This window comes from Pseudarthrobacter sp. NIBRBAC000502772 (assembly GCF_006517235.1).
Taxonomy (GTDB): Bacteria; Actinomycetota; Actinomycetes; order Actinomycetales; family Micrococcaceae; genus Arthrobacter.
Map to the genome: position 1 here is coordinate 1935760 of NZ_CP041188.1, position 20763 is coordinate 1956522.

Here is a 20763-nt window from a genome sequence, read left to right on the forward strand (position 1 = left end):
AGACCGGAACCGTTAGTGAACGCGGGCAGAGCCCGACGAGGAGGCACGGAAAATGGGGGATCTAGCAATAGATTTCTGTGGTGAATGGTACGAACCGTCCGATGAGGAAATCTTCAACATCGGCCGCGAAGGCGACCTTGAAGTGGACGACAACCCGTACCTTCACCGCCAGTTCCTGCAGGTGGCCCGCTACGACGGGATCTGGTGGCTGAGCAACGTGGGCGGGATGCTGTCCGCCACCGTCGCCGACGGCTCAGGCGGGATGCAGGCCTGGCTGTCGCCGGGGGCGCGCATCCCGCTGGTGTTCAGCCACACGAACGTCATTTTCACCGCCGGGCCCACCACGTATGAGTTCGCCGTCCACCTCAAGACGCCGTCCTTCCGCCAGGAATCACGGGAGGACGACAGTAACGGCGACACCACCATCGGCCCCGTGGTCTTCACCGACTCGCAGAGGGCCCTCATTGTGGCCCTGGCCGAACCCATGCTGCGGCGCGAAGGGACCGGATTCAGCGCCATCCCGTCCTCGGCAGCAGCGGCCAAGACCCTGGGCTGGGCACTCACCCGGTTCAACCGGAAACTCGACAACGTCTGCGACAAACTTGACCGCGTGGGCGTGGTGGGCCTCCGCGGCGGCGGCGGGAAACTGGCCACCAACCGGCGCGCGAGGCTCGTCGAACACGCCGTCACGTCGCACCTGGTCACCCCCGACGATTTGTACTTACTGGAAAAGATGAGGGGCGTGGACGAAGGATGAGGATCCGGCTGACACTCCGCCGGGACCCGGCGGAAACCAAGGACCTGGCCGTCACCGTAGACGGCCTGGCCACGGTGGCGGATATCGCCACGCAGCTCTGGGTCGCGGACCCCGACCGAAAAGGATCGCCGGCACCGGAAAACCTTTCGCTCCGCATCGACGAGGCCTTTGTGGGCGGCGGCATGCGCGGCAGCGTCCTGACCCGCACGGACAACCTCCTGGAATCGGGCCTGCGCCCCGGCTCCGTGGTGTCCCTGACCGAGGTCAGCGAACTCTTCAACGCGCCAGGCGCCAGCCGCGGACCCGCCGCAGCCACGCTGCGGATCCTTTCCGGGCCCGACGCCGGCCAGGAGTTTTCGTTGCCTTCCGGCACCAGCTACATCGGCCGGGACCGGGACGTGGACATCCGGCTCACGGACCCTCTGACCTCCAAACGCCACGCCCGCATCACCGTGGGCGAGGGCGTGGAGATCGTGGACACGAACTCCGCCAACGGCCTCCTGATGGACGGACTGCCGGTCACCCGGGCCACCCTGAACTCCTCGGACACGGTGACGCTGGGGGAGACCACCGTCACCGTGGTGCCGCTGGGCCACAACCAGGCGGCAGCACCGACGTCGCCCCTTGTCGATTTCAACCGCTCCCCGCGGGTGGTTCCCCGCTTTGAGGCGCCCAAGCGCGTGCCACCGGCCGGACCCAAGCGTCCGGACCACCAGCCGTTCCCGTACATCATGCTGATGGCGCCGCTGCTGATGGGCGGCATCATGTTCGCGGTCACGCGGAACATCCTCTCGGTGGTGTTCATGATGATGATGCCGCTGTTCATCGTGGGTCACTACGTGGACCACAAGATGCAGACCAGGCGCCAGCAGAAGGAACAGCTCAAACAGTTCCGGGAGTCCATGGCGGCGTTCCGGCAGGACATCACCGAACTGCAGCACGTGGAACACGCGGTCCGCCTGCAGGAAGCACCGTCGGTCAGCGACACCGTGGATTCCATCTACAAACTCGGTCCGCTGCTGTGGACCCACCGCCCCGAGCACACCGGTTTCCTGGGCCTGCGGTTCGGGCTCGGCACCGGTACATCACGCATCCTGTTCGAGGAACCCCACAGCAACGACACCGAAGCTGAATTCATGCGCGAGATCCAGGACTGCCTGAAGCAGTTCAGGGACATCGAGGGTGTCCCCGTGGTCTCCCAGCTGCGCACGGCCGGGTCCTTCGGCGTGGCCGGAGCCCGGGGCCTGGTGGACGACGTTGCCCGCGGCATGGTCCTGCAGTTCGTGGGCCTGCACTCGCCGGCCGAGGCCGTGGTGACAGCCATAACGTCGGCGCAATCCCGGCAGCGCTGGGACTGGCTGCAGTGGCTGCCCCACGTGGGCTCCGGCCACAGCCCCCTCAACGGCGACCACCTGGCTGCCGGTTCAGCCAGCGGCTCCTCCCTCGTGGCCAGGCTCGAGGACCTGCTCGACGCACGCGAAGCCCTGGCCAAGCGCTCCGCCCCGGAACACCGGGGATCCGTGGACCCTGCCAAGGACGAGGTCCCGGCGCCTGTGCTGCCGGCGGTCCTGGTCATCGTCGAGGACGACGCGCCTGTGGACCGGGGCAGGCTGACCCGACTCGCCGAGCGCGGACCGGACTCCGGCGTCCACGTGATGTGGGTGGCCACCGACATCCAGGCGCTTCCGGCTGCCTGCCGGGACTTTATGGTGGTGGACGGCGAAAACGGCACCACCACCGGGCAGGTGCGGCTGGGACGGCACACGTACCCCGTGAGCTGCGAAAGCCTCGACGCCGACCTGGCCGCGCAGCTGGCCCGGATGCTGGCGCCCGTGGTGGACGTGGGCAAGCCCGTCAGCGACGACTCCGACCTGCCGCGTGCGGTGTCCTACGCCACCCTGATCGGCAAGGACTTCCTGGACAACCCGCAGGCCGTGGCGGAGCGCTGGGTGGAGAACAATTCAGTCCATGCCTCCGCGGTTCCGAACCGGAAGGACAACGGGACCCTCCGGGCGCTGGTGGGTTCCAAGGGCATCGAGCCGCTTTACCTGGACCTGAAGAACGAGGGCCCGCACGCGCTGGTGGGCGGCACCACCGGCGCCGGCAAATCGGAGTTCCTGCAGTCCTGGGTCATGGGCATGGCTGCCGCCTACAGCCCGGACCGGGTGAGCTTCCTGTTTGTGGACTACAAGGGCGGCGCGGCGTTCGCCGAGTGCCTCAGCCTGCCCCACACCGTGGGCCTGGTCACCGACCTCTCCCAGCACCTGGTCCGCCGTGCCCTGACCTCCCTCCGTGCGGAGCTGCACTACCGCGAGCATCTGCTGAACCGGAAGAAGGCCAAGGACCTGCTCGGGCTCCAGCGCCAAGCCGACCCGGAGGCACCGCCGTACCTGATCATCGTGGTGGACGAATTCGCGGCGCTGGCTACCGAGGTTCCCGAATTTGTGGACGGCGTGGTGGATGTTGCAGCCCGTGGGCGGTCCCTGGGCCTGCACCTGATCCTGGCCACGCAGCGTCCCGCCGGTGTCATCAAGGACAGCCTGCGCGCCAACACGAACCTGCGGGTTGCCCTTCGTATGGCGGATGAGGATGACGCCACCGACATCCTGGGCGTGCCTGATGCGGCGTACTTCGACCCGTCCATCCCGGGCCGCGGCGCCGCCAAGACCGGGCCCGGCCGTATCCAGGGGTTCCAGACCGGCTATGCCGGCGGCTGGACCACGGAGAAGCCCCAGCGTCCGCAGATCGACATCGTGGAAATGGCCTTCGGGTCAGGGCCCAGCTGGGAGGCGCCCGCCCCGGAGAAGCCCGTCAAGGAAGCTCCGCCCGGCCCCAACGACATCGCCAGGATGACCACCAACATCGTCCGGGCCGCGGAATCGCTGGCAATCCGGCCGCCGCGCAAACCGTGGCTGGACGAGCTGGCCAAGACGTACGACTTTTCCAAGCTCCCGAACCCCCGGACGGACGAACGGCTGCTGCTGGGTGTGGCGGATGATCCTGCCCGCCAGGAACAGCCCACGGTGTTTTACGAGCCGGACCAGGACGGCAACATGGCCATCTACGGCACAGGCGGCTCCGGAAAATCCGCTGCCCTGCGCGGCATTGCGATTGCCGCCGCCGTCACACCCCGCGGCGGGCCCGTGCACATTTACGGGATCGATTGCGGCTCCTCCGGGCTGAAGATGCTTGAAGAGCTGCCGCACGTCGGCGAGATCATCAACGGTGACGACGTCGAACGCGTCGGCCGGCTGCTCCGCCTGCTCCGGGACATCGCCGACGAAAGGTCAGCCCGGTTCGCCGAGGTCAGGGCCTCCACCATCGTCGAATACCGGACCCTGGCCAACCGCCCGGACGAGAAGCGGATCTTCGTGCTGCTGGACGGCATATCGGCGTTCCGCGAAACGTACGAATTCAGCCGCCTGTCCGCACTCTGGGACGTCTTCCTGCAGCTGGCCACCGACGGCCGTCCCCTGGGGATCCACTTGGTGGTCACCGGTGACCGGCCGAACGCCATACCGGCGTCGTTGCTGGCTTCCATCCAGCGACGGCTGGTGCTGCGGCTGACGTCCGAGGACGACTACATGTCCATGGACGTGGCGAAGGACGTCCTCACCGTCTCCTCACCGCCGGGGCGCGGCATGCTGGGCGGCTACGAGGTCCAGCTGGCCGTCCTGGGCGGCAACTCGAACCTGGCGCTGCAGGCCCGCGAAGTCCACAAGCTCAGCCAGGCGATGCTGCGCCAGGGGCTGGAATCGGCACCGAAAATCCAGCGGCTTCCCGAACTGGTGGATTTGGACGTGCTGCCTCCCGGCAGCCCGGACCTGCCCGTCATCGGCGTCGACGACGAAACCCTGCAGCCGGCCGAGATCATGGCCCAGGGACCGCTGCTTCTGGCAGGTCCGCCAGGGGCGGGCAGGACGGTGGCGCTGGTGACCCTGGCCTACGCGTTGCGCCGGTCCAACCCGGACACGGAGCTGGTGTACATCGGCTCCCGCCGGTCCGCGGTGGCGTCGCTGCCGCTCTGGAACCGTTCCGTAGTGGGTGCCGATGACCTGGCCGTGATCATCGAGGACCTCACGGAGCACTCTTCCGGGAACCCCGGGAAGCTGGCGATCTTCATCGAGGGCCTGACCGAGTTCACGGATACCGTGGCGGAAGCGGGCGTTTCGCAGCTCGTGACGGTGTCCATCAAGGCCGATCAGTGGGTCATCGGGGAATCGGAAACGTCAACCTGGTCCTCCGCCTGGTCGCTGTCCCAGCCCTTCAAATCCGGACGCCGGGGCCTGCTCATCAACCCGGGCGACATCGAAGGGGACAGCCTGCTCAACACGTCGCTGGGCCGGGTCAGCCCGGAGTTCATACCGGGCCGCGGCTACATCGTGGGACGCGGCAAGGCACGGAAACTGCAGATCGCGCTGCCGCCGGAAAACAGGGGCTGAGCCGTCGCCTCCGGCGGGCCCGTGAATCTAATGGATTTGCGGGCCCGTGGCGCGTGTAGGAGACTACCGGAAACACTGTTCGCTGCGGCAAGGGGGTGCCGCGCTGTCGAAAAGGTAAACCATGATCCGATCCTCATCCGTGCTCCGCGACGTGTCCGCTGCTGCGGCCGCTGCGGTGCTGGCGCTCCTGGTTGGCCTTTCGGCGGCGGTCCCGGCGCAGGCCGAAGACGGTGAACCCACGCCGCAGTTGTGCCTGCTGAACTGTGAAACGGCCAGCACTGAGCCTAAGGATCCGGGCAAGGGCAAACCTGAAGTGCCGCCGGTAGTCCCGTCCCCAGTCGTCCCAACCCAGCCGGCGGCACCACCGCCCGCGGCGCCAGCACCGGTAACGGTTCCCACCCTCGCCCCGGAACCGAGCGCTTCGCCGACTGAGGAATCGCCGTCGGCCGCGCCCAGCACCACCATCGCCAGCCCGCCGTCGTCCGCAACCCCATCCACGGAACCGAACTGGAACAAGCCAGTCACCAAGTCGGCCAAGCCCACACAGGCCGCCGCCGTTTCCCGGAACGACGGCTCCGGGCTCTTCGGCGGCCCCGGCCTGCTGGCCATCATGGCGGGCGTGCTGCTGGTGGGAGTCGCCGGCCTCGCCTTCGCCTGGTGGAGCCGGAACCGCCTCTCCTCACACTGACCTTGGTTGTCCGGTGATCGAGCGTGTCGCCAGCCCCGACGTTCCCAACTAGGTAGTTGCTGCTACCTACGTGGGAGGCGTTCCGTGCCCACCGGTCCCCGCGGCACTTATCGGCAGGGGCACGGCGGCGCAGTGGGCGTTTGGGCGCAATGTCGGGGCGGTAAGGCAAGATAGGTCTGTGAGCACAGCACGGGTCCCCGCAGAGGAAACAGCAAAGAGCACTGAGGAACCAACCGAGCCGGACGCCGTCCCCGCCGGGTCAGTGCGCGACGAATATGAGAACCTGACGGACCTGGTCAGGAAGTACCGGTTTGCGTATTACCAGGAGGACGAACCTCTGGTCTCCGACGCCGAATTCGACGAACTGTTCCGGCGCCTGGAGGAGATCGAGGCCCTGCATCCGGAGCTGGTAGCCAATGATTCGCCCACGCAGGAGGTTGGCGGGGAAGCCTCAGCCGCGTTCGCCGCCGTCGAACATCTGCAGCGGATGTACAGCCTCGAGGACGTCTTTTCCCTGGAGGAGCTGGAGGCCTGGATCACCAAGGCCGAGGCCAGCGTCAGCAAGCTGGGGGACACGGCTCAGCTGGCATGGCTCACGGAACTGAAGATTGACGGCCTCGCCGTCAACCTGTTGTACCGCGACGGGAAACTGGTCCGGGCGGCCACCAGGGGTGACGGAACCACGGGTGAAGACATCACCCACAACGTCCTGACCATCAAGGAAATCCCAACCGAACTTACGGGCACCGGATTTCCCCCGGAGGTGGAAATCCGGGGCGAGGTCTTTATCCCTTCCAAGGCTTTTGCGGAATTCAATGAGGCACTGATCGAAGCCGGCAAGGCGCCGTTGGCCAACCCCAGGAATGCCGCCGCCGGTTCGATCAGGCAAAAGGATCCGGCGGAAACCGCCAAGCGTCCGTTGCGGATGTTTGTCCATGGCATTGGCGCCCGCGAAGGGCTGGAAACCCTGAGCCAGTCCCAGACCTACGCCGTGCTGGAACAGTGGGGCCTTCCCGTCAGCCCGTACTTCGAGGTGCTCGGGGGCCTGCCGGAGATCCTTGCCTTCATCAAGCGCTACGGCGAGCAACGGCACAACCTGATGCACGAAATCGACGGCATTGTGGTCAAGGTCGACGATCTCGCCACGCAGCGTGCCTTGGGCTACACCACCCGGGTGCCGCGGTGGGCCGTCGCGTACAAGTACCCGCCGGAAGAAGTCCACACCAAACTGCTGGACATCCAGGTCCAGGTGGGCCGTACCGGTCGCGTGACCCCGTTCGGAGTGCTGGAACCGGTGAAGGTGGCCGGTTCCACTGTGGCCCGCGCCACGCTCCACAACCAGAACGTGGTCAAGGCCAAGGGCGTGCTGATCGGCGACATCGTTGTCCTGCGGAAGGCCGGAGACGTCATCCCGGAGATCGTCGGCCCCGTGCTGGCGCTGCGCAAAGGCCGTGAGGGCGAACTGCGTGACTTCGTGATGCCCACACAATGCCCCTCCTGTGGCACGGAGCTCGCCCCCTCCAAGGAGGGCGACATCGACATCCGCTGTCCCAATTCCAGATCCTGCCCCATCCAGCTGACGGAGCGCGTCGCGCACCTGGCCGGCCGCGGTGCCTTCGACATCGAGGCCCTCGGCGGGGAAGCAGCCGTGGCACTTACTGATCCGGCCGAGCCCAAGCCCGGCCCGCTGGTGAGCGAAGCGGATCTCTTCTCCCTTACCGCGGAGGACCTGAAAGATGTGCGGATCCTGCGCGAGAAGCGTGCCAAGGGCGTTGGCACCGGCGTCTTCGAACTGGTCCCGTACTTCTGGACAAAGGCAACCGCCAAGACACCGTCCAAGCCCACGGCGACCACCACGAAGCTCTTCGTGGAGCTGGAGAAGGCGAAAACCCAGCCGCTGTGGCGGGTGCTTGTTGCCCTGTCCATCCGGCACGTTGGCCCGCGCGCCTCACGCGCCCTGGCCACCGCGTTCGGCACCATGGACGGCATCCGGAACGCCTCCGAGGAGGACCTGGCCCATGTGGACGGCGTGGGGCCCACCATCGCGGCCGCGCTGAAGGAATGGTTCGCCGAGGACTGGCACGTGGAAATCGTTGACCGCTGGGCCGCGGCCGGGGTCCGCATGGCCGATGAGCGCGACGAATCCACGCCGCGCACGCTGGAAGGTCTGACGATTGTGGTTACCGGCTCCCTGCCGAACTTCAGCAGGGACGAGGCGAAGGAAGCGATCCTCATCCGCGGCGGCAAAGCGGCGGGCTCGGTCTCGAAAAACACCAGCTACGTCGTCGCCGGCGAAAGCGCCGGCACCAAACTGGACAAAGCCGAACAGCTCGGAATTCCGGTCCTGGACGAGGACGGCTTCCGGGAGCTCCTTGCGAACGGCCCGGCCCCCGCTGCAGAAGTCACACCCGCACCGACGCCCACAGAATCAGAAGAGGCAGCCGAATGAGCCATCCGGATCTCAACACCGAATTGCTTGCGGTGGCCCGGCAAGCAGCCGCCGCCGGCGCCGCCGTGCTGGCTTCCCGCAACGGGGAGACGCTTGACGTCAGCAACAAGGGCGACGCCGGCGACTGGGTTACGGCCTTTGATGTCGCCGCGGAGAATGCCGTCCGGGATGCCATCACGGCCGCCCGTCCACAGGACACCATCACGGGGGAGGAGCATGGGACCACCCGGCCCGCGGCCCCCACCGGTTATCGCTGGTCCATCGACCCGCTGGACGGTACCACCAACTTCATCCGGAACATCGTCTACTACGCCACCTCCGTGGCAGTGGCGGATGCCGACGGCGTCTGGCTGGCCGGCGTCGTCAACGCCCCGGCGCTGGGCCGCGTCTACTACGCTGCCCGCGGCAAGGGTGCGTGGCTGGAAGAAGGCGGCCGGGTGACCCAGCTCCAGGGCCCGGCGCCGGACCGCGCCGGGCAGATCCTCGCCACCGGCTTCAGTTACGACCCCGCCATCCGCGCCGAGCAGGCGGCACTGCTGGGCAGTCTCATGGATGGATTCGCCGACGTCCGGCGGCTGGGCTCCGCGGCGCTGGACCTCTGCTTGGTGGCTGACGGGACCCACGACGCCTACGGCGAACGCGGGCTCAACGAACATGACTTCTCCGCCGGTGCGCTGATTGCCGAGGAAGCCGGCTGCTGGGTCCGGCGTCCCCGGCTTGCCAGTCCGCTGGACGGCGGACCTGCCGACGAGGACAGGCTGGCCGCCTGGACCTGCGCCGGGACCTTGGCGCTGTCCGGCAAGTTTCCGCTGTGACGGTGCAGCGCCACTAACATTGTCAGGTGCAATCGCAAATAACCATCCGACCGGCCGTTGAGGCAGACTTCCAGGCCATCGCCAGGATCACCGTGGACTCGTACCTGGCAGCAGGGTATTTCGACAGCGCGGACCATCCCTATATGCAGCAGATCCAGGATGTTGCCGCCCGTGCGGCGAAGGCCACGATCTGGGTTGCCGAGCGTGACCGGCAGGTGGTGGGTTCCGTGACGCTGGCACTGGCAGGTGAACCGTTCGCCGACATCGCCCTCCCTGATGAGCTGGAGTTCCGGATGCTGGTGGTGGATCCCGCGGTGCAGCGCAGCGGCGCAGGCAAGGCCATGGTGGAAGCCATCATTGCGCATGCGAAATCGCTGGAGGGGATCACGGGCGTGGCCCTCACCACCGGCGGGACCTGGGAGAGCGCGCATGGCCTCTACCGGAAGACGGGCTTCAAACGAGTCCCGGAGCGTGACTGGCTGATTCCGGGCACCGACATAAAGCTGCTGGTTTACCGGCTTGACGTCCAGCCAACCTAAAGTGGTGCCGACTCATTTTCGGCACTGAAAGGCCCACCATGCGCAAAACATTCGGCACCGGCTCCGTCTGGGAGCAGACCCTCGGCTACTCCCGCGCCGTCCAGGTGGACAACACGCTCTACATCTCCGCCACGGCCGCCAGCGGCGAGGACGGCATCGTGGGCGAGGACTTCTACACGCAGACCCAGTACATCCTGCAGAAGCTCGGCGTGGTCCTGGCCGATGCCGGCTTCAGCTTCGAAGACGTGGTCCAGTCCAAGCTGTACCTGACGGACATCAGCAAATGGGAAGAGGCCGGCCGCGCCCACGGCGAAGTCTTCGGCGAGATCCGCCCCACGCTGTCCCTCGTGCATGTCCTGCCGTTCCTTGACCCGAAGATGCTCGTCGAAATCGAGCTCGTGGCACAGCGGAGCGCCAGCTAGCACCCCTCCCGCGCTCAAGGGATGGGGCCTCAGGCCGGCGGGAGGCTGTAGCGGTGTTCCGGGCGTCCGGTGGTTCCGTAGCGCAGTTGGATGTCGACGGCGCCGTCGTCGGCCAGCGATGACAGGTACCGTTGCGCCGTGGCCCGGGAAACCCCCACTCGGGTGGCCACTTCCACCGCCGAATACTGTTCGCCGGCAACCAGCGATTCCAGCACCGCGGCCTCGGTGGCGGAGCGGGGTTTGGCCGCCGGCGTCACGTCCCCGGGGATAAGCGCCCGTTTGGCCCGCTCCACGGAGCCCTGGTCCAGGGCCCCGGGCTGGCCCAGCAGCCTGCGGTACCGGGCATACGAACGTAGCTGCTGCGAGAGCGACTCGGCGGTAAAGGGCTTCAACAGGTACCCGAGGGCGCCGCGGCGGAACGCTTTCCGCAGCGACTCGGCGTCCGATGCGGCACTGAGGATCATGGTGTCCACATCCAGCTGCTGCAGCAGGTCGAGACCTGAGGCGTCCGGCAGGTAGACATCCAGCAACACCAGGTCCGGGCGGAGGCTGTGGATCGCCTGCAGCGCCAGGGATGCCGACCCCACCGGCGCCAGCGCCAGGAATCCCGCCACCGAATCCACATACGTCGCGTGCAGCTTGGCCACGTGGAAATCGTCGTCCACAATCAGCACCCTGAAATCCTCAGGCATCATTGTCCTTTCCAGCTAAATCCTGGGTCCCCGCAAGTGTCCCGGCGGTGGTCCCGGCCGTTGTGCGTGGAAGGGAAGCCATAAACACAGCGCCGGGTCCGCCCGGTGTCCCCGGCTCCAGCAAGCGGACGTCCCCGCCGCGGCGCCGGGCCAGCTTCCGGGCCAGGGCCAGGCCCAACCCCTGTCCGCCACTCTTGCCGCCACTCCGTCCACCGGCAGCCGCCGGAGCCGGCACTACTGGGCCAGCCGCCGTCGTAAATCCCTCGGCGAAGACCGCTTCCGCATTCGTCCCGGCGGCCAGCCCGTCGCCGGAATCGGCGACGACGATGTGCAGCGTCCCGCCGTCGTCGTGCGGTTCATCCAGCACCTCCAGCTCCACCCAGCGATCCGGGGAGGAGCCGGCGACGGCGGCGTTCACCGCGTTGTCGATCAGGTTGCCCAGTACGGTGGTCACGTCCTGCGGCTCGGTGACCTGGCCGCGGACCAGGGTTTCGGGCCCGATCCGCAGCGTGACGCCGCGCTCATCGGCCTCCACGCCCTTGGCACCCACAAAGGCCTGCAGGTACGGGTCCTGCAACAGTTCCGCCTGGTCCACCGGGAACTTCAGCGGCCCCGTGGCGGCCAGCCCGGCCAGGTAACTGCGGGCCTGTTGGTGCTGCCCGATGCTCATCAGGCCGGCGATGGTGTGCAGCTGGTTGGCGAATTCGTGGCGCTGGGCGCGCAGGGCCGCGGACATGGTGCCCACGGCGTCGAGCTGCCGGGTGAGCTGCTGGAGTTCGGTGCGGTCCCGGAGCATCACCACCCAGCCCAGGTCCTCGCTTCGATGCAGGGCCTTGCGCGCGCTGGCCACCAGGACACTGCCGCCGGCTACGAGTTCGATGGCGTCCGCCTCCGCAGCGTCCGGCCGCGTCAGCGTCCTGAGCTGCTCGGGCACAGGAGCGTCGGCCCACGGCGTCCCGGAAAGGTCCGGCTGCTCCAGAAGGCGCTGCGCGGCTGCGTTGAACACGCTGATCCTGCCGTCGGCCGAAACGCCGATGACGCCGTCGTCCACGCCCTGCAGCACAGCCACCTGGTCGTGCACCAGCGTGCTGATTTCCTCAGGCTCCAGGCCAAGCGTCAGTCGCTGGAGCCGGCGCCGCAGCAGGAACGAGGCCAGCACCCCTGCCAACAGCGCACCTGCGGCGGTCAGCCCCACCGGGCCGATGTCGCGCGCAACGCTTTGGCCCACGCTCTCCATGGAGTATCCAACGCTGACCTCGCCCACAACAGTCCCACCGCCGGTGCCGGTTCCGGTGCCGGGCGCGTAAACGGGGACCTTCGCGCCGGCAGAGGGCCCCAGTGTCCCGGTGTTCCGCGTGGTGACCTCCTGACCGGCGAGGGCCTCGGACGGATCGGTGCTGACTTTCTCGCCCAGCCGGTCCGGGTCCGGGTGTGCCAGGCGCAGGCCGGTTTCGTCGGTGATCACCACAAACAGTGCCCCGGTCCGGGTCCGGACCGCCTCGGCGGCAGCCATCAGCGGTCCGGCGCGGAGCACAGCGGGCGGGGGAGTGCCCGCGCCCTCGCTGATGGCCAGAACATTGGCCTGCACTGAAGGATCCGCGGCGACGGCGCGGGCCAGCGTCAGGGCCTGGTTTTCTGCCTCGCGGCCCACGCGGTCGTAGGTCAGCCAGGCGTGGACGGCGGCGCTGAGGAGCACCACCAGCAGGACCACGCCCAGCTGGAGGAAGAGCGTCTGCGTGGAGAACCGCAACGGCGGTGTGCGTGGCGAACGCGGCATGGTCCTCCCTTCTTCGGGCCTGGTGTGAGCACAATGCGCAAAATGCTCCGAACAAGCAGTATGCCAATCAATTGAGCCAAAGGCACTGCCGTGACGTCCGCCACCCTAATGTCTGTAGCACGCGTCACACTGCGGTGGCGTTGTTCACATGAAGGAGCCGGCCGTGCTGGTATTACTTGGATTCGCAATGATCGCGGTATTCATGGTGCTGATCATGACAAAGAAGTTGACGCCAGTACTGGCGCTGATCATCGTCCCCACCGTTTTTGGCCTGATCGCAGGTGCCGGACTGGGCATCGGGGACATGGTCCTGGAGTCAATGAAGTCCATGACGTCCACGGCGGCACTCCTGATGTTCGCCATCATCTACTTCGGCCTGATGATCGACGTCGGGCTGTTCGACTCCCTGGTGAAGTTCATCCTCCGCAAGCTCGGCAATGACCCCGCCAAGGTGGTGCTCGGCACCGCGATCCTGGCGGCCGCAGTCTCACTGGACGGCGACGGCTCCACGACCTTCATCCTCACCACCGCTGCCATGCTGCCGGTGTACCTGCGCCTGAAGATGAGCCCCGTTGTCCTCACCTGCGTGGCCGGCCTGGCCAACGGCACCATGAACATCCTGCCGTGGGGCGGTCCCACTGCCCGCGCCGCCACCGCGCTCCACCTGGACGTCAACGACGTTTTTGTCCCGATGATCCCGTCCCTCATCGCCGGCCTGGTAGTGGTCTTTGGCTTCGCCTGGCTCCTGGGCCTGCAGGAACGCAACCGCCTCCGCGCCACTGCACCGGAAATCTGGGGAACTCCGGACACGGTAGAACCATTCACTGCTGAAAAGTTCGACGGCGGCGCTTCCGACGGCGGCACCGCCGCTGCCTCCGCCGGTACCGGCCGCAGTGGGTCGCGTTCCCCCGGAACCGGAAGTCCCGCCGTCGGCGGCTACACTCCGGAAGGTTCTTCAGTTGCTGTCCTGGAACGCACCGAAACTCTGGTGGATGAAAGGGATTCCGCCATGGCCGATACCGCGCTGGACCCGAACCGCAGGACGCTGCGCCCCAAGCTGTTCTGGTTCAACTTCGGACTGACGGTCGCCGTCATGGTGGTGCTCGTGGCCAACATCGTGCCACTGCCGTTTGTCTTCATGGTGGGCTCCGCCATCGCACTGCTGGTGAACTTCCCGAAGGTCAAGGAACAAGGCGAGCAGCTGATCGCCCACGCACCGTCCATCGTGGCCGTGGTCAGCATGGTGATGGCCGCGGCTGTCCTCACCGGCGTCCTGAAGGGCACCGGCATGGTCGAGGCCATGTCCGCGTGGCTGGTCCAGATCATCCCCTCCAGCATGGGCCCGTTCATGGCCGTCATCACCGGCGTCCTCAGCATCCCCATGACGTTCTTCATGAGCAACGACGCCTTCTACTTCGGCGTCCTGCCGGTGCTCAGCGAGACCGCCGCACACTACGGAATCAGCGCCGCGGAGATGGCGCGTGCCTCCATCACCGGACAGCCGTTCCACCTGCAGAGCCCGCTGGTTCCGGCCATCCTCCTGCTGGTTTCGCTGGCCAAGGTGGACCTCGGCGACCACCACAAAAAGGTCCTATGGCGCACCGCGGTGGTTTCGCTCGTCATGTTGGGTGTGGGGATGCTGACGGGAGCCATCGGGATCGGTTAGTCTGTAGCTGCCTGTGGCCGGTCCCCGTGACCGGGACCACGGCACCGAGGTGCCCGTCTGACGCCCGCTGGGGGTCGTCAGACGGGCACTGACGTTTCCCCACTAGACTGGTTCGGAAAACAATCCGAACCTGCAGGGGAGATCCATGGCTGCGATCAACCGTGACGATGTTGCGCACCTCGCGCAGCTCGCTCACATCGAGATGAGTGCTGAAGAGCTGGACAGGATGGCCGGCGAACTCGCCGTCATCGTTGAATCAGTGAAGTCCGTGAGTGAAGCCGCCGGTGATGACGTCCCGGCAACCTCCCATCCGATCCCGCTGACCAACGTGTTCCGCGAGGACGTTGTGGGCCACACCTTCACCGCGGAGCAGGCACTCTCGGGAGCTCCGGATTCCGATGAGAACCGTTTCAAGGTCCCGGCAATCCTGGATGAGGCATAACCATGACTGACACCAACGAACTCATCCGCCTCTCGGCCGCGCAGCTGGCCGCCAAGCTGGCCGCCCGCGAGGTCACCTCCGTCGAGGTCACCCAGGCGTACCTCGACCGCATCGCAGCTGTCGACGGCGGCGAACGCGGCGTGAACGCGTTCCTGCACGTGAACACGGCAGAAGCGCTCGCCGTCGCTGCCGAGGTGGACGCCATCCGTGCCGCCGGCGGTGCCGCGGCCGAGGAACTCCACGTCCTCGCCGGCGTGCCGATCGCCGTCAAGGACCTCATCGTCACCATCGGCCAGCCCACCACTGCGGGCTCCAAGATCCTCGAGGGCTGGCACAGCCCCTACGACGCCACGGTGGTCAAGCGCCTCCGCGCCGCCAAAATGCCCATCCTGGGCAAAACCAACCTGGACGAATTCGCCATGGGTTCCTCCACCGAGCACTCCGCGTACGGTCCCACCCGCAACCCGTGGGACCTGGACCGGATCCCCGGCGGTTCCGGCGGCGGCTCGGCTGCGGCCGTTGCTGCGTTTGAGGCCCCGCTGGCGCTCGGCACGGACACCGGCGGATCCATCCGCCAGCCCGGCGCCGTCACCGGCACCGTGGGAGTCAAGCCCACCTACGGCGGCGTTTCCCGCTACGGTGCCATCGCGATGGCTTCCTCGCTGGACCAGATCGGCCCGGTTTCCCGCACCGTCCTGGACTCGGCGCTGCTGCACCAGGTCATCGGCGGGCATGACCCCTTTGACTCCACGTCCCTGCCCGACCCCCTGGCAGACCTCGTCGCTGCCGCCCGCGTGGGCAACGTCGAAGGCATGCGGATCGGCATCATCAAGGAACTCCACGGCGAGGGCTATCAGGCCGGCGTCGAAAACCGCTTCAACGAATCCCTGGAACTGCTCAAGCAGGCCGGTGCGGAAATCGTCGAGGTCTCCTGCCCCAACTTCCAGTACGCCCTCGGCGCCTACTACCTGATCATGCCGTCGGAGGCCTCCTCCAACCTGGCAAAGTTCGACGGCGTCCGGTACGGCCTGCGTGTCCTCCCCGAGGACGGACCCATGACCATCGAACGCGTGATGGGTGCCACCCGCGCCGCCGGCTTCGGCGCCGAGGTCAAGCGCCGCATCATCCTGGGCACTTATGCCCTGAGCGCCGGCTACTACGACGCGTACTACGGTTCGGCCCAGAAGGTCCGCACCCTGGTCCAGCGCGACTTCGAGGCCGCGTTCGCGCAGGCCGACGTCCTGATCTCTCCCACGGCGCCCACCACGGCGTTCAAGCTCGGGGAGAAACTGAATGATCCGCTGGCGATGTACCTCAACGACGTCGCCACCATCCCCGCCAACCTGGCCGGCGTGCCCGGACTTACCCTGCCCGGCGGCCTGGCTGACGAAGACGGCCTTCCCGTCGGCATCCAGCTGCTGGCTCCGGCCCGCGAGGATGCCCGGCTCTACCGGGTGGGTGCTGTCCTGGAATCCCTCCTGGAGGCACAGTGGGGCGGCCCGCTCCTGGACCAGGCGCCGCCGTTGGTTGAGACCCTTGTTGACGCCAAGGAGGCAAAATAATGAGCACGGACGCAACCCTGAGCTTCGAAGAGGCCATGGAGAAATACGATCCCGTCCTGGGTTTTGAGGTCCACGTGGAGCTCAACACCAAGTCCAAGATGTTCTCCTCCGCGCCCAACGTCTTCGGCGACGAGCCGAACACCAACGTCAACGAGGTGGACCTGGGCATGCCCGGTGTGCTGCCGGTCGTGAACAGGGTCGCGATCGAGTCCTCGATCAAGATCGGCCTTGCCCTGAACTGCAAGATCGCTGAATCCTGCACGTTCGCCCGGAAGCAGTACTTCTATCCGGACACTCCCAAAAACTTCCAGACGTCACAGTACGAGGACCCCATCGCGTACGACGGCTACCTGGACATCGAACTGTCGGACGGGACCATCTTCCGCGTGGAGATCGAGCGCGCCCACATGGAAGAGGACGCCGGAAAGCTGACGCACATGGGCGGGGCCACCGGCCGCATCCAGGGTGCCGACTTCTCGCTGGTGGACTACAACCGCTCCGGCGTTCCGCTCGTGGAGATTGTCACCAAACCCATCGAGGGTGCCGGTTCCCGCGCCCCCGAGCTGGCCAAGGCGTACGTGGCCGCCGTCCGGGAGATCGTCAAGAACCTTGGTGTATCGGACGCGAAGATGGAACGCGGCAACGTGCGCTGCGACGCGAACGTTTCGCTGCGCCCGCACGGCCGCGAACGCTTCGGCATCCGCTCCGAAACGAAGAACGTCAACTCGCTGCGCGCCGTCGAACACGCCGTCCGCTACGAGATCCAGCGGCACGCAGCCGTCCTGGATGCCGGCAACCCGATCATCCAGGAAACCCGCCACTGGCACGAGGACACGCGCACCACCACCTCGGGCCGGCCCAAGTCGGACGCCGATGACTACCGCTACTTCCCGGAGCCCGACCTGGTTCCGATCGTTGCGTCCCGCGAATGGGTGGAGGAACTCCGCGCCACGCTGCCCGAGCCGCCGGCGGCCCGCCGCAAGCGGCTGCAGTCGGACTGGGGCTACTCGGACCTGGAATTCCGCGACGTCGTCAACGCAGGCGTTATGGATGAGATCGAGGAAACCATCGCCGCAGGCGCCACCCCCACGGTGGCCCGCAAATGGTGGATGGGCGAGATCGTTGGCCGTGCCAAGAACGCCGACGTCGACCCCGGCCAGCTGGGCGTCCAGCCCGCCACCATCGTGGAGCTGAACCGGATGGTCGAGGACGGCAAGATCAACAACAAGATGGCCACCGAGGTCCTGGACGGCGTGCTCGCGGGCGAAGGCACCCCGGCGGAGATCGTGGAGAAGCGCGGCCTCGCCGTCGTTTCCGACGACGGCCCCCTCCTGGAAGCCATCGACGCCGCGCTCGCCGCGCAGCCCGACGTCGCGGACAAGATCCGCGCCGGCAAACTCCAGGCGATCGGCGCGATCGTCGGCGGCGTTATGAAGGCGACCCGCGGGCAGGCCGACGCCGGCCGCGTCAAGGAGCTGATCCTCGCGAAGCTTGGAGTTGAGGGCTGAGCGTAGGCCACGCCAGGTGCTAAGCCACCTGTTTTAACCCAACTGGGTCGCAGTTAACGTCGTTATGAGCGCTCATGACGACGTCTACTGCCACCCAGTTTGGTTTAAGTACTCACTTCCCGCCCGCAAAGTACGCGTATTCAGCGGGGCCTGCCGGTTCTAGACTGAAGATCCAGGGCGCCGGAGCCCTGCCCGTGCTGTGGGAGGAATGGCCATGTCGGTCCAAGAACCGTTGAGATTCCGCAAGGCCCTGCTGGCGGGCGTCATTGCTCTGGCGCTGACCGGCACGGGTGTCGCCATCGCCTGGTCCGCCACAGATACGCCGTCGCCGTCACCGTCGGCCTCCGCGCCGGGGAAATCGGACAAGGCTAAGGGCCAGGAGAAGCCGGCCAAGGCCCAGCGCCCGCAGCACCTGCACAGTGAAAGTGTGGTGAAGAAGGCGGACGGGACGTTCGAAACCGTGCTGACCCAGCAGGGCACCGTGGAGGCCGTCAGCGAAACCTCGCTCACCGTCAAGAGCGAGGACGGTTTCACCCAGGCCTACGCCGTCAACGCGGAGACCAGGATCATCAAGTTCCCTGCCCCGGCCGCGGACGGTTCGCCGGCAACGGGCGACGACGGCAAACGGCTGAAGCGGTCAGAGGTCACCATCGCGGAAATCGCCACGGGTGAGGCCGTCAGGGTCTCCGGCGTGAAGAACGGTGACAACGCCACCGCCCGGCAGATCGTGGAGGGCGCCGGCACCGGTCCGGGACTGGGTCTCGGGAAAGGCATGGGCAAGGGCCACGGCCTCGGACTCGGCAAGGGCCTCGGCCACGCCAAGCGGCTGGCCCCCAAGTAGCTGGCAGTTAACGTCGTCAAAACGCGGAATGGCGACGTTTACTGCGACCCAGTTGGGGTTAGCCGCCCTGCTCCACCAGCCCGGTCATGATCGCCTGCAGCGCCTCGCACACAACCATCACCGAGCGGCGCTTCAGGTTCTCCGGCCGGGCCAGGATGTCGATCCGCCGCCGGGTGCTGATGCCCTCCAGCGGCCGCAGCACAATGCCCGGGTTGAGCACGGGCCGCGCCGTATGCCGCGGCAGCAGGCCCACCACACCGCCCGCCGCCACCAGCGCGGCCACGGTGGAGTAGTCGTTGATCCGGTGGACGATGTTCAGTTCCTTGCTGGAGACGGCCGCGACGGCGGACAGGACGTCGGCGGGGGAGTATCCGGTGTGGCTGGTCACCCAAGGTTCGCCCACGACGTCGGCCGCGGTGAGCGTGCCCTGACGGGCCAGGCGATGGTCAGCCGGCAACGCAACATCCAGCGGTTCGTGCGCCAGCGGAATCACCGCAACACGCTCCTCCGGCCAGCGCGGGCTGTGGTCCATCCGGTGCGCCAGCACCAGGTCGTACCGCGCCGTCAGCGCCGGGAAGTCCTGCTGCGCCACGTCCTCGTCGGAAAGCTGGATCCGCGGCTGGCCGGGCGCGTCCAGCATGTGCGCGAGCGGCGCGAACAGCGCCTGCCCCGCGCTGTGGAAACCGCTGATGGTCACGGTGCCCACCGGCGAGCCGTGATAGGCGCCGATGGCTGTCCGGGCGTCCGCCATGGCACTGACGACGGCGGCACCCGCGTCGGCGAGCACCTGCCCGGCCTCGGTCAGCACCAGGTTGCGGCCCTCCTTCCGGGTCAGCGGAACCTCAACATTGCGCTGCAGCAGTGCCAGTTGCTGGGACACCGCGGAGGGCGTGACCATCAGCGTCTCCGCCACCGCCTTCACGCTGCCCAGGGCTCCGAGTTCGCGGAGGATTTCCAGCTGATGAATTTCCATCCGCCCAGTCTATGCATTAGTGAACACTTCATCGTCGATTGAGAGAATTCTGCTTGTGCTAATGCTTCGAAGTGGCTCTAATAAAGGGAGACCACACCCGCAGGCCCGCGGGTCGCTGCCAACAGTCAGGAAGCCAATGAAGGCACTCTACAAGTCCGGTGCACACGCCGGGTTCGAGCTGGTTGACCGGCCCGAGCCCGAGGCCGGCCCCAGCGACGTCAAGATCCGGGTCATGACCACCGGGATCTGCGGCACGGACCTGCACATCCAGTCCTGGGACGCCTGGGCACAGGGCATGATCGAGGCACCCCTCATCGCCGGCCATGAGTTCTACGGTGAAGTAGTGGAAATCGGCGACGGCGTCCGCGACGTCAAGGTGGGGGACCGGGTATCCGGCGAAGGCCACGTGGTCTGCGGGATCTGCCGGAACTGCCGCGCAGGCCGCCGCCAGATGTGCATCCACACCGTCAGCGTCGGCGTCCAGCGGGACGGCGCCTTCGCCGAGTACGTGGTCATCCCCGAGACCAACGTCTGGGTCCACCATGACCCCTCCATCACCCCGGAACTCGGCGCGATTTTCGATCCGTTCGGCAACGCCGTCCACACCGCCCTCAGCTTCCCGCTGGTGGGTGAGGACGTGCTGATCACCGGGGCAGGACCCATCGGGCTGATGGCCATCGCGGTGGCCCGCCACGCCGGGGCGCGCAAGATCGCCATCACCGATGTCTCCCAGCCGCGGCTCGAGCTGGCACGCCAGCTCGGCGTGGACCTGGCCATCGACGTCTCCACCACGCGCGTCAAGGATGCCCAGCGTGAACTCGGGATGCGTGAGGGCTTCGACATCGGCATGGAAATGTCCGGCCACCCCACCGCCCTGCCTGAGCTGATCGACAACATGAACCACGGCGGCCGCATTGCCATGCTCGGCCTGCCCAGCCAGGACATCACCATCGACTGGGGCAAGGTGGTCACGCACATGCTGACGCTGAAGGGCATCTACGGCCGCGAAATGTATGAGACGTGGTACGCCATGAGCGCCATGCTCTCCTCCAACCCCGTGCTGCACGCCGGCATCTCAGCGGTAGTGACGGACAAGCTGCCCGCCGCAGAATGGGAAAAAGGCTTCGCCACCGCCCGCGCCGGCGTCGGCGGAAAAGTTGTCCTCGACTGGACCGAACTCTAAGGAGCAC

At 66.9% G+C, this 20763-nt stretch carries 16 protein-coding genes; 13 read left to right on the forward strand and 3 right to left on the reverse strand.

All coding sequences use genetic code 11. From position 1 onward, the window contains the following. Positions 1-52 precede the first annotated feature (52 nt). From NIBR502772_RS08995 to NIBR502772_RS09025, 7 genes are all read left to right on the forward strand, one after another. The gene (locus NIBR502772_RS08995; RefSeq protein WP_104061062.1) at positions 53-757 is read left to right on the forward strand and encodes a hypothetical protein; all 705 of its coding nucleotides are present in this window, start codon (positions 53-55) and stop codon (positions 755-757) included. Beyond that, positions 754-5199, forward strand: coding sequence for an FtsK/SpoIIIE domain-containing protein (locus tag NIBR502772_RS09000; protein ID WP_141139933.1), 4446 nt, complete (start codon positions 754-756; stop codon positions 5197-5199). Before NIBR502772_RS08995 ends, NIBR502772_RS09000 begins: the two co-directional genes overlap by 4 nt. Positions 5200-5320: 121 nt before the next feature. Beyond that, complete coding sequence (locus tag NIBR502772_RS09005) at positions 5321-5887, forward strand: hypothetical protein (RefSeq protein ID WP_141139934.1); 567 nt, start codon at positions 5321-5323, stop codon at positions 5885-5887. Between the two features lie 178 nt (positions 5888-6065). After that, the gene (gene ligA / locus NIBR502772_RS09010; RefSeq protein WP_141139935.1) at positions 6066-8336 is read left to right on the forward strand and encodes an NAD-dependent DNA ligase LigA; all 2271 of its coding nucleotides are present in this window, start codon (positions 6066-6068) and stop codon (positions 8334-8336) included. Continuing rightward, positions 8333-9151, forward strand: coding sequence for an inositol monophosphatase family protein (locus NIBR502772_RS09015; RefSeq protein ID WP_141139936.1), 819 nt, complete (start codon positions 8333-8335; stop codon positions 9149-9151). Before ligA ends, NIBR502772_RS09015 begins: the two co-directional genes overlap by 4 nt. 26 nt (positions 9152-9177) lie before the next feature. Then, positions 9178-9690 carry a GNAT family N-acetyltransferase gene (locus tag NIBR502772_RS09020; RefSeq protein WP_056348181.1) on the forward strand — a complete coding sequence of 171 codons (513 nt, stop codon included), beginning with the start codon at positions 9178-9180 and terminating at the stop codon, positions 9688-9690. Between the two features lie 38 nt (positions 9691-9728). Continuing rightward, positions 9729-10112 (forward strand): RidA family protein, encoded by a 384-nt coding sequence (locus NIBR502772_RS09025; protein WP_141139937.1) that lies wholly within the window; start codon positions 9729-9731, stop codon positions 10110-10112. 29 nt (positions 10113-10141) lie between these two features. Here NIBR502772_RS09025 and NIBR502772_RS09030 read toward each other — a convergent pair whose 3' ends face one another. Both NIBR502772_RS09030 and NIBR502772_RS09035 read right to left on the reverse strand, forming a co-directional pair. After that, positions 10142-10804 carry a response regulator gene (locus NIBR502772_RS09030; protein WP_141139938.1) on the reverse strand — a complete coding sequence of 221 codons (663 nt, stop codon included), beginning with the start codon at positions 10802-10804 and terminating at the stop codon, positions 10142-10144. Then, positions 10797-12581, reverse strand: a complete 1785-nt coding sequence (locus NIBR502772_RS09035; RefSeq protein ID WP_210412413.1) for an ATP-binding protein — start codon at positions 12579-12581, stop codon at positions 10797-10799. The genes NIBR502772_RS09030 and NIBR502772_RS09035 overlap by 8 nt, the downstream gene beginning before the upstream one ends. A gap of 163 nt (positions 12582-12744) precedes the next feature. On the opposite strand from NIBR502772_RS09035, the gene NIBR502772_RS09040 reads away from it, so the two are divergent. The 5 genes from NIBR502772_RS09040 (at position 12745) to NIBR502772_RS09060 (ending at position 18600) form a co-directional block, all read left to right on the forward strand. Beyond that, positions 12745-14247: a CitMHS family transporter gene (locus NIBR502772_RS09040; RefSeq protein WP_141139939.1), complete on the forward strand. Its 1503-nt coding sequence runs from the start codon at positions 12745-12747 to the stop codon at positions 14245-14247. Positions 14248-14392: 145 nt separating this feature from the next. Beyond that, positions 14393-14689 (forward strand): Asp-tRNA(Asn)/Glu-tRNA(Gln) amidotransferase subunit GatC, encoded by a 297-nt coding sequence (gatC, locus tag NIBR502772_RS09045; RefSeq protein ID WP_141139940.1) that lies wholly within the window; start codon positions 14393-14395, stop codon positions 14687-14689. 2 nt (positions 14690-14691) lie between these two features. Further along, complete coding sequence (gene gatA, locus NIBR502772_RS09050; RefSeq protein WP_141139941.1) at positions 14692-16251, forward strand: Asp-tRNA(Asn)/Glu-tRNA(Gln) amidotransferase subunit GatA; 1560 nt, start codon at positions 14692-14694, stop codon at positions 16249-16251. Next, on the forward strand, positions 16251-17759 hold the full coding sequence (gene gatB / locus NIBR502772_RS09055; RefSeq protein WP_141139942.1) for an Asp-tRNA(Asn)/Glu-tRNA(Gln) amidotransferase subunit GatB: 1509 nt from the start codon (positions 16251-16253) through the stop codon (positions 17757-17759). Before gatA ends, gatB begins: the two co-directional genes overlap by 1 nt. Positions 17760-17973: 214 nt before the next feature. Continuing rightward, complete coding sequence (locus NIBR502772_RS09060) at positions 17974-18600, forward strand: hypothetical protein (protein ID WP_141139943.1); 627 nt, start codon at positions 17974-17976, stop codon at positions 18598-18600. Positions 18601-18658: 58 nt separating this feature from the next. On the opposite strand, the gene NIBR502772_RS09065 is transcribed toward NIBR502772_RS09060, so the two are convergent. After that, the gene (locus tag NIBR502772_RS09065; protein WP_141139944.1) at positions 18659-19573 is read right to left on the reverse strand and encodes a LysR family transcriptional regulator; all 915 of its coding nucleotides are present in this window, start codon (positions 19571-19573) and stop codon (positions 18659-18661) included. Positions 19574-19709: 136 nt separating this feature from the next. Between NIBR502772_RS09065 and tdh the strand changes: the two genes are divergently transcribed. After that, the gene (gene tdh / locus NIBR502772_RS09070) at positions 19710-20756 is read left to right on the forward strand and encodes an L-threonine 3-dehydrogenase (RefSeq protein ID WP_141139945.1); all 1047 of its coding nucleotides are present in this window, start codon (positions 19710-19712) and stop codon (positions 20754-20756) included. The last annotated feature ends 7 nt before the right edge of the window (positions 20757-20763 follow it).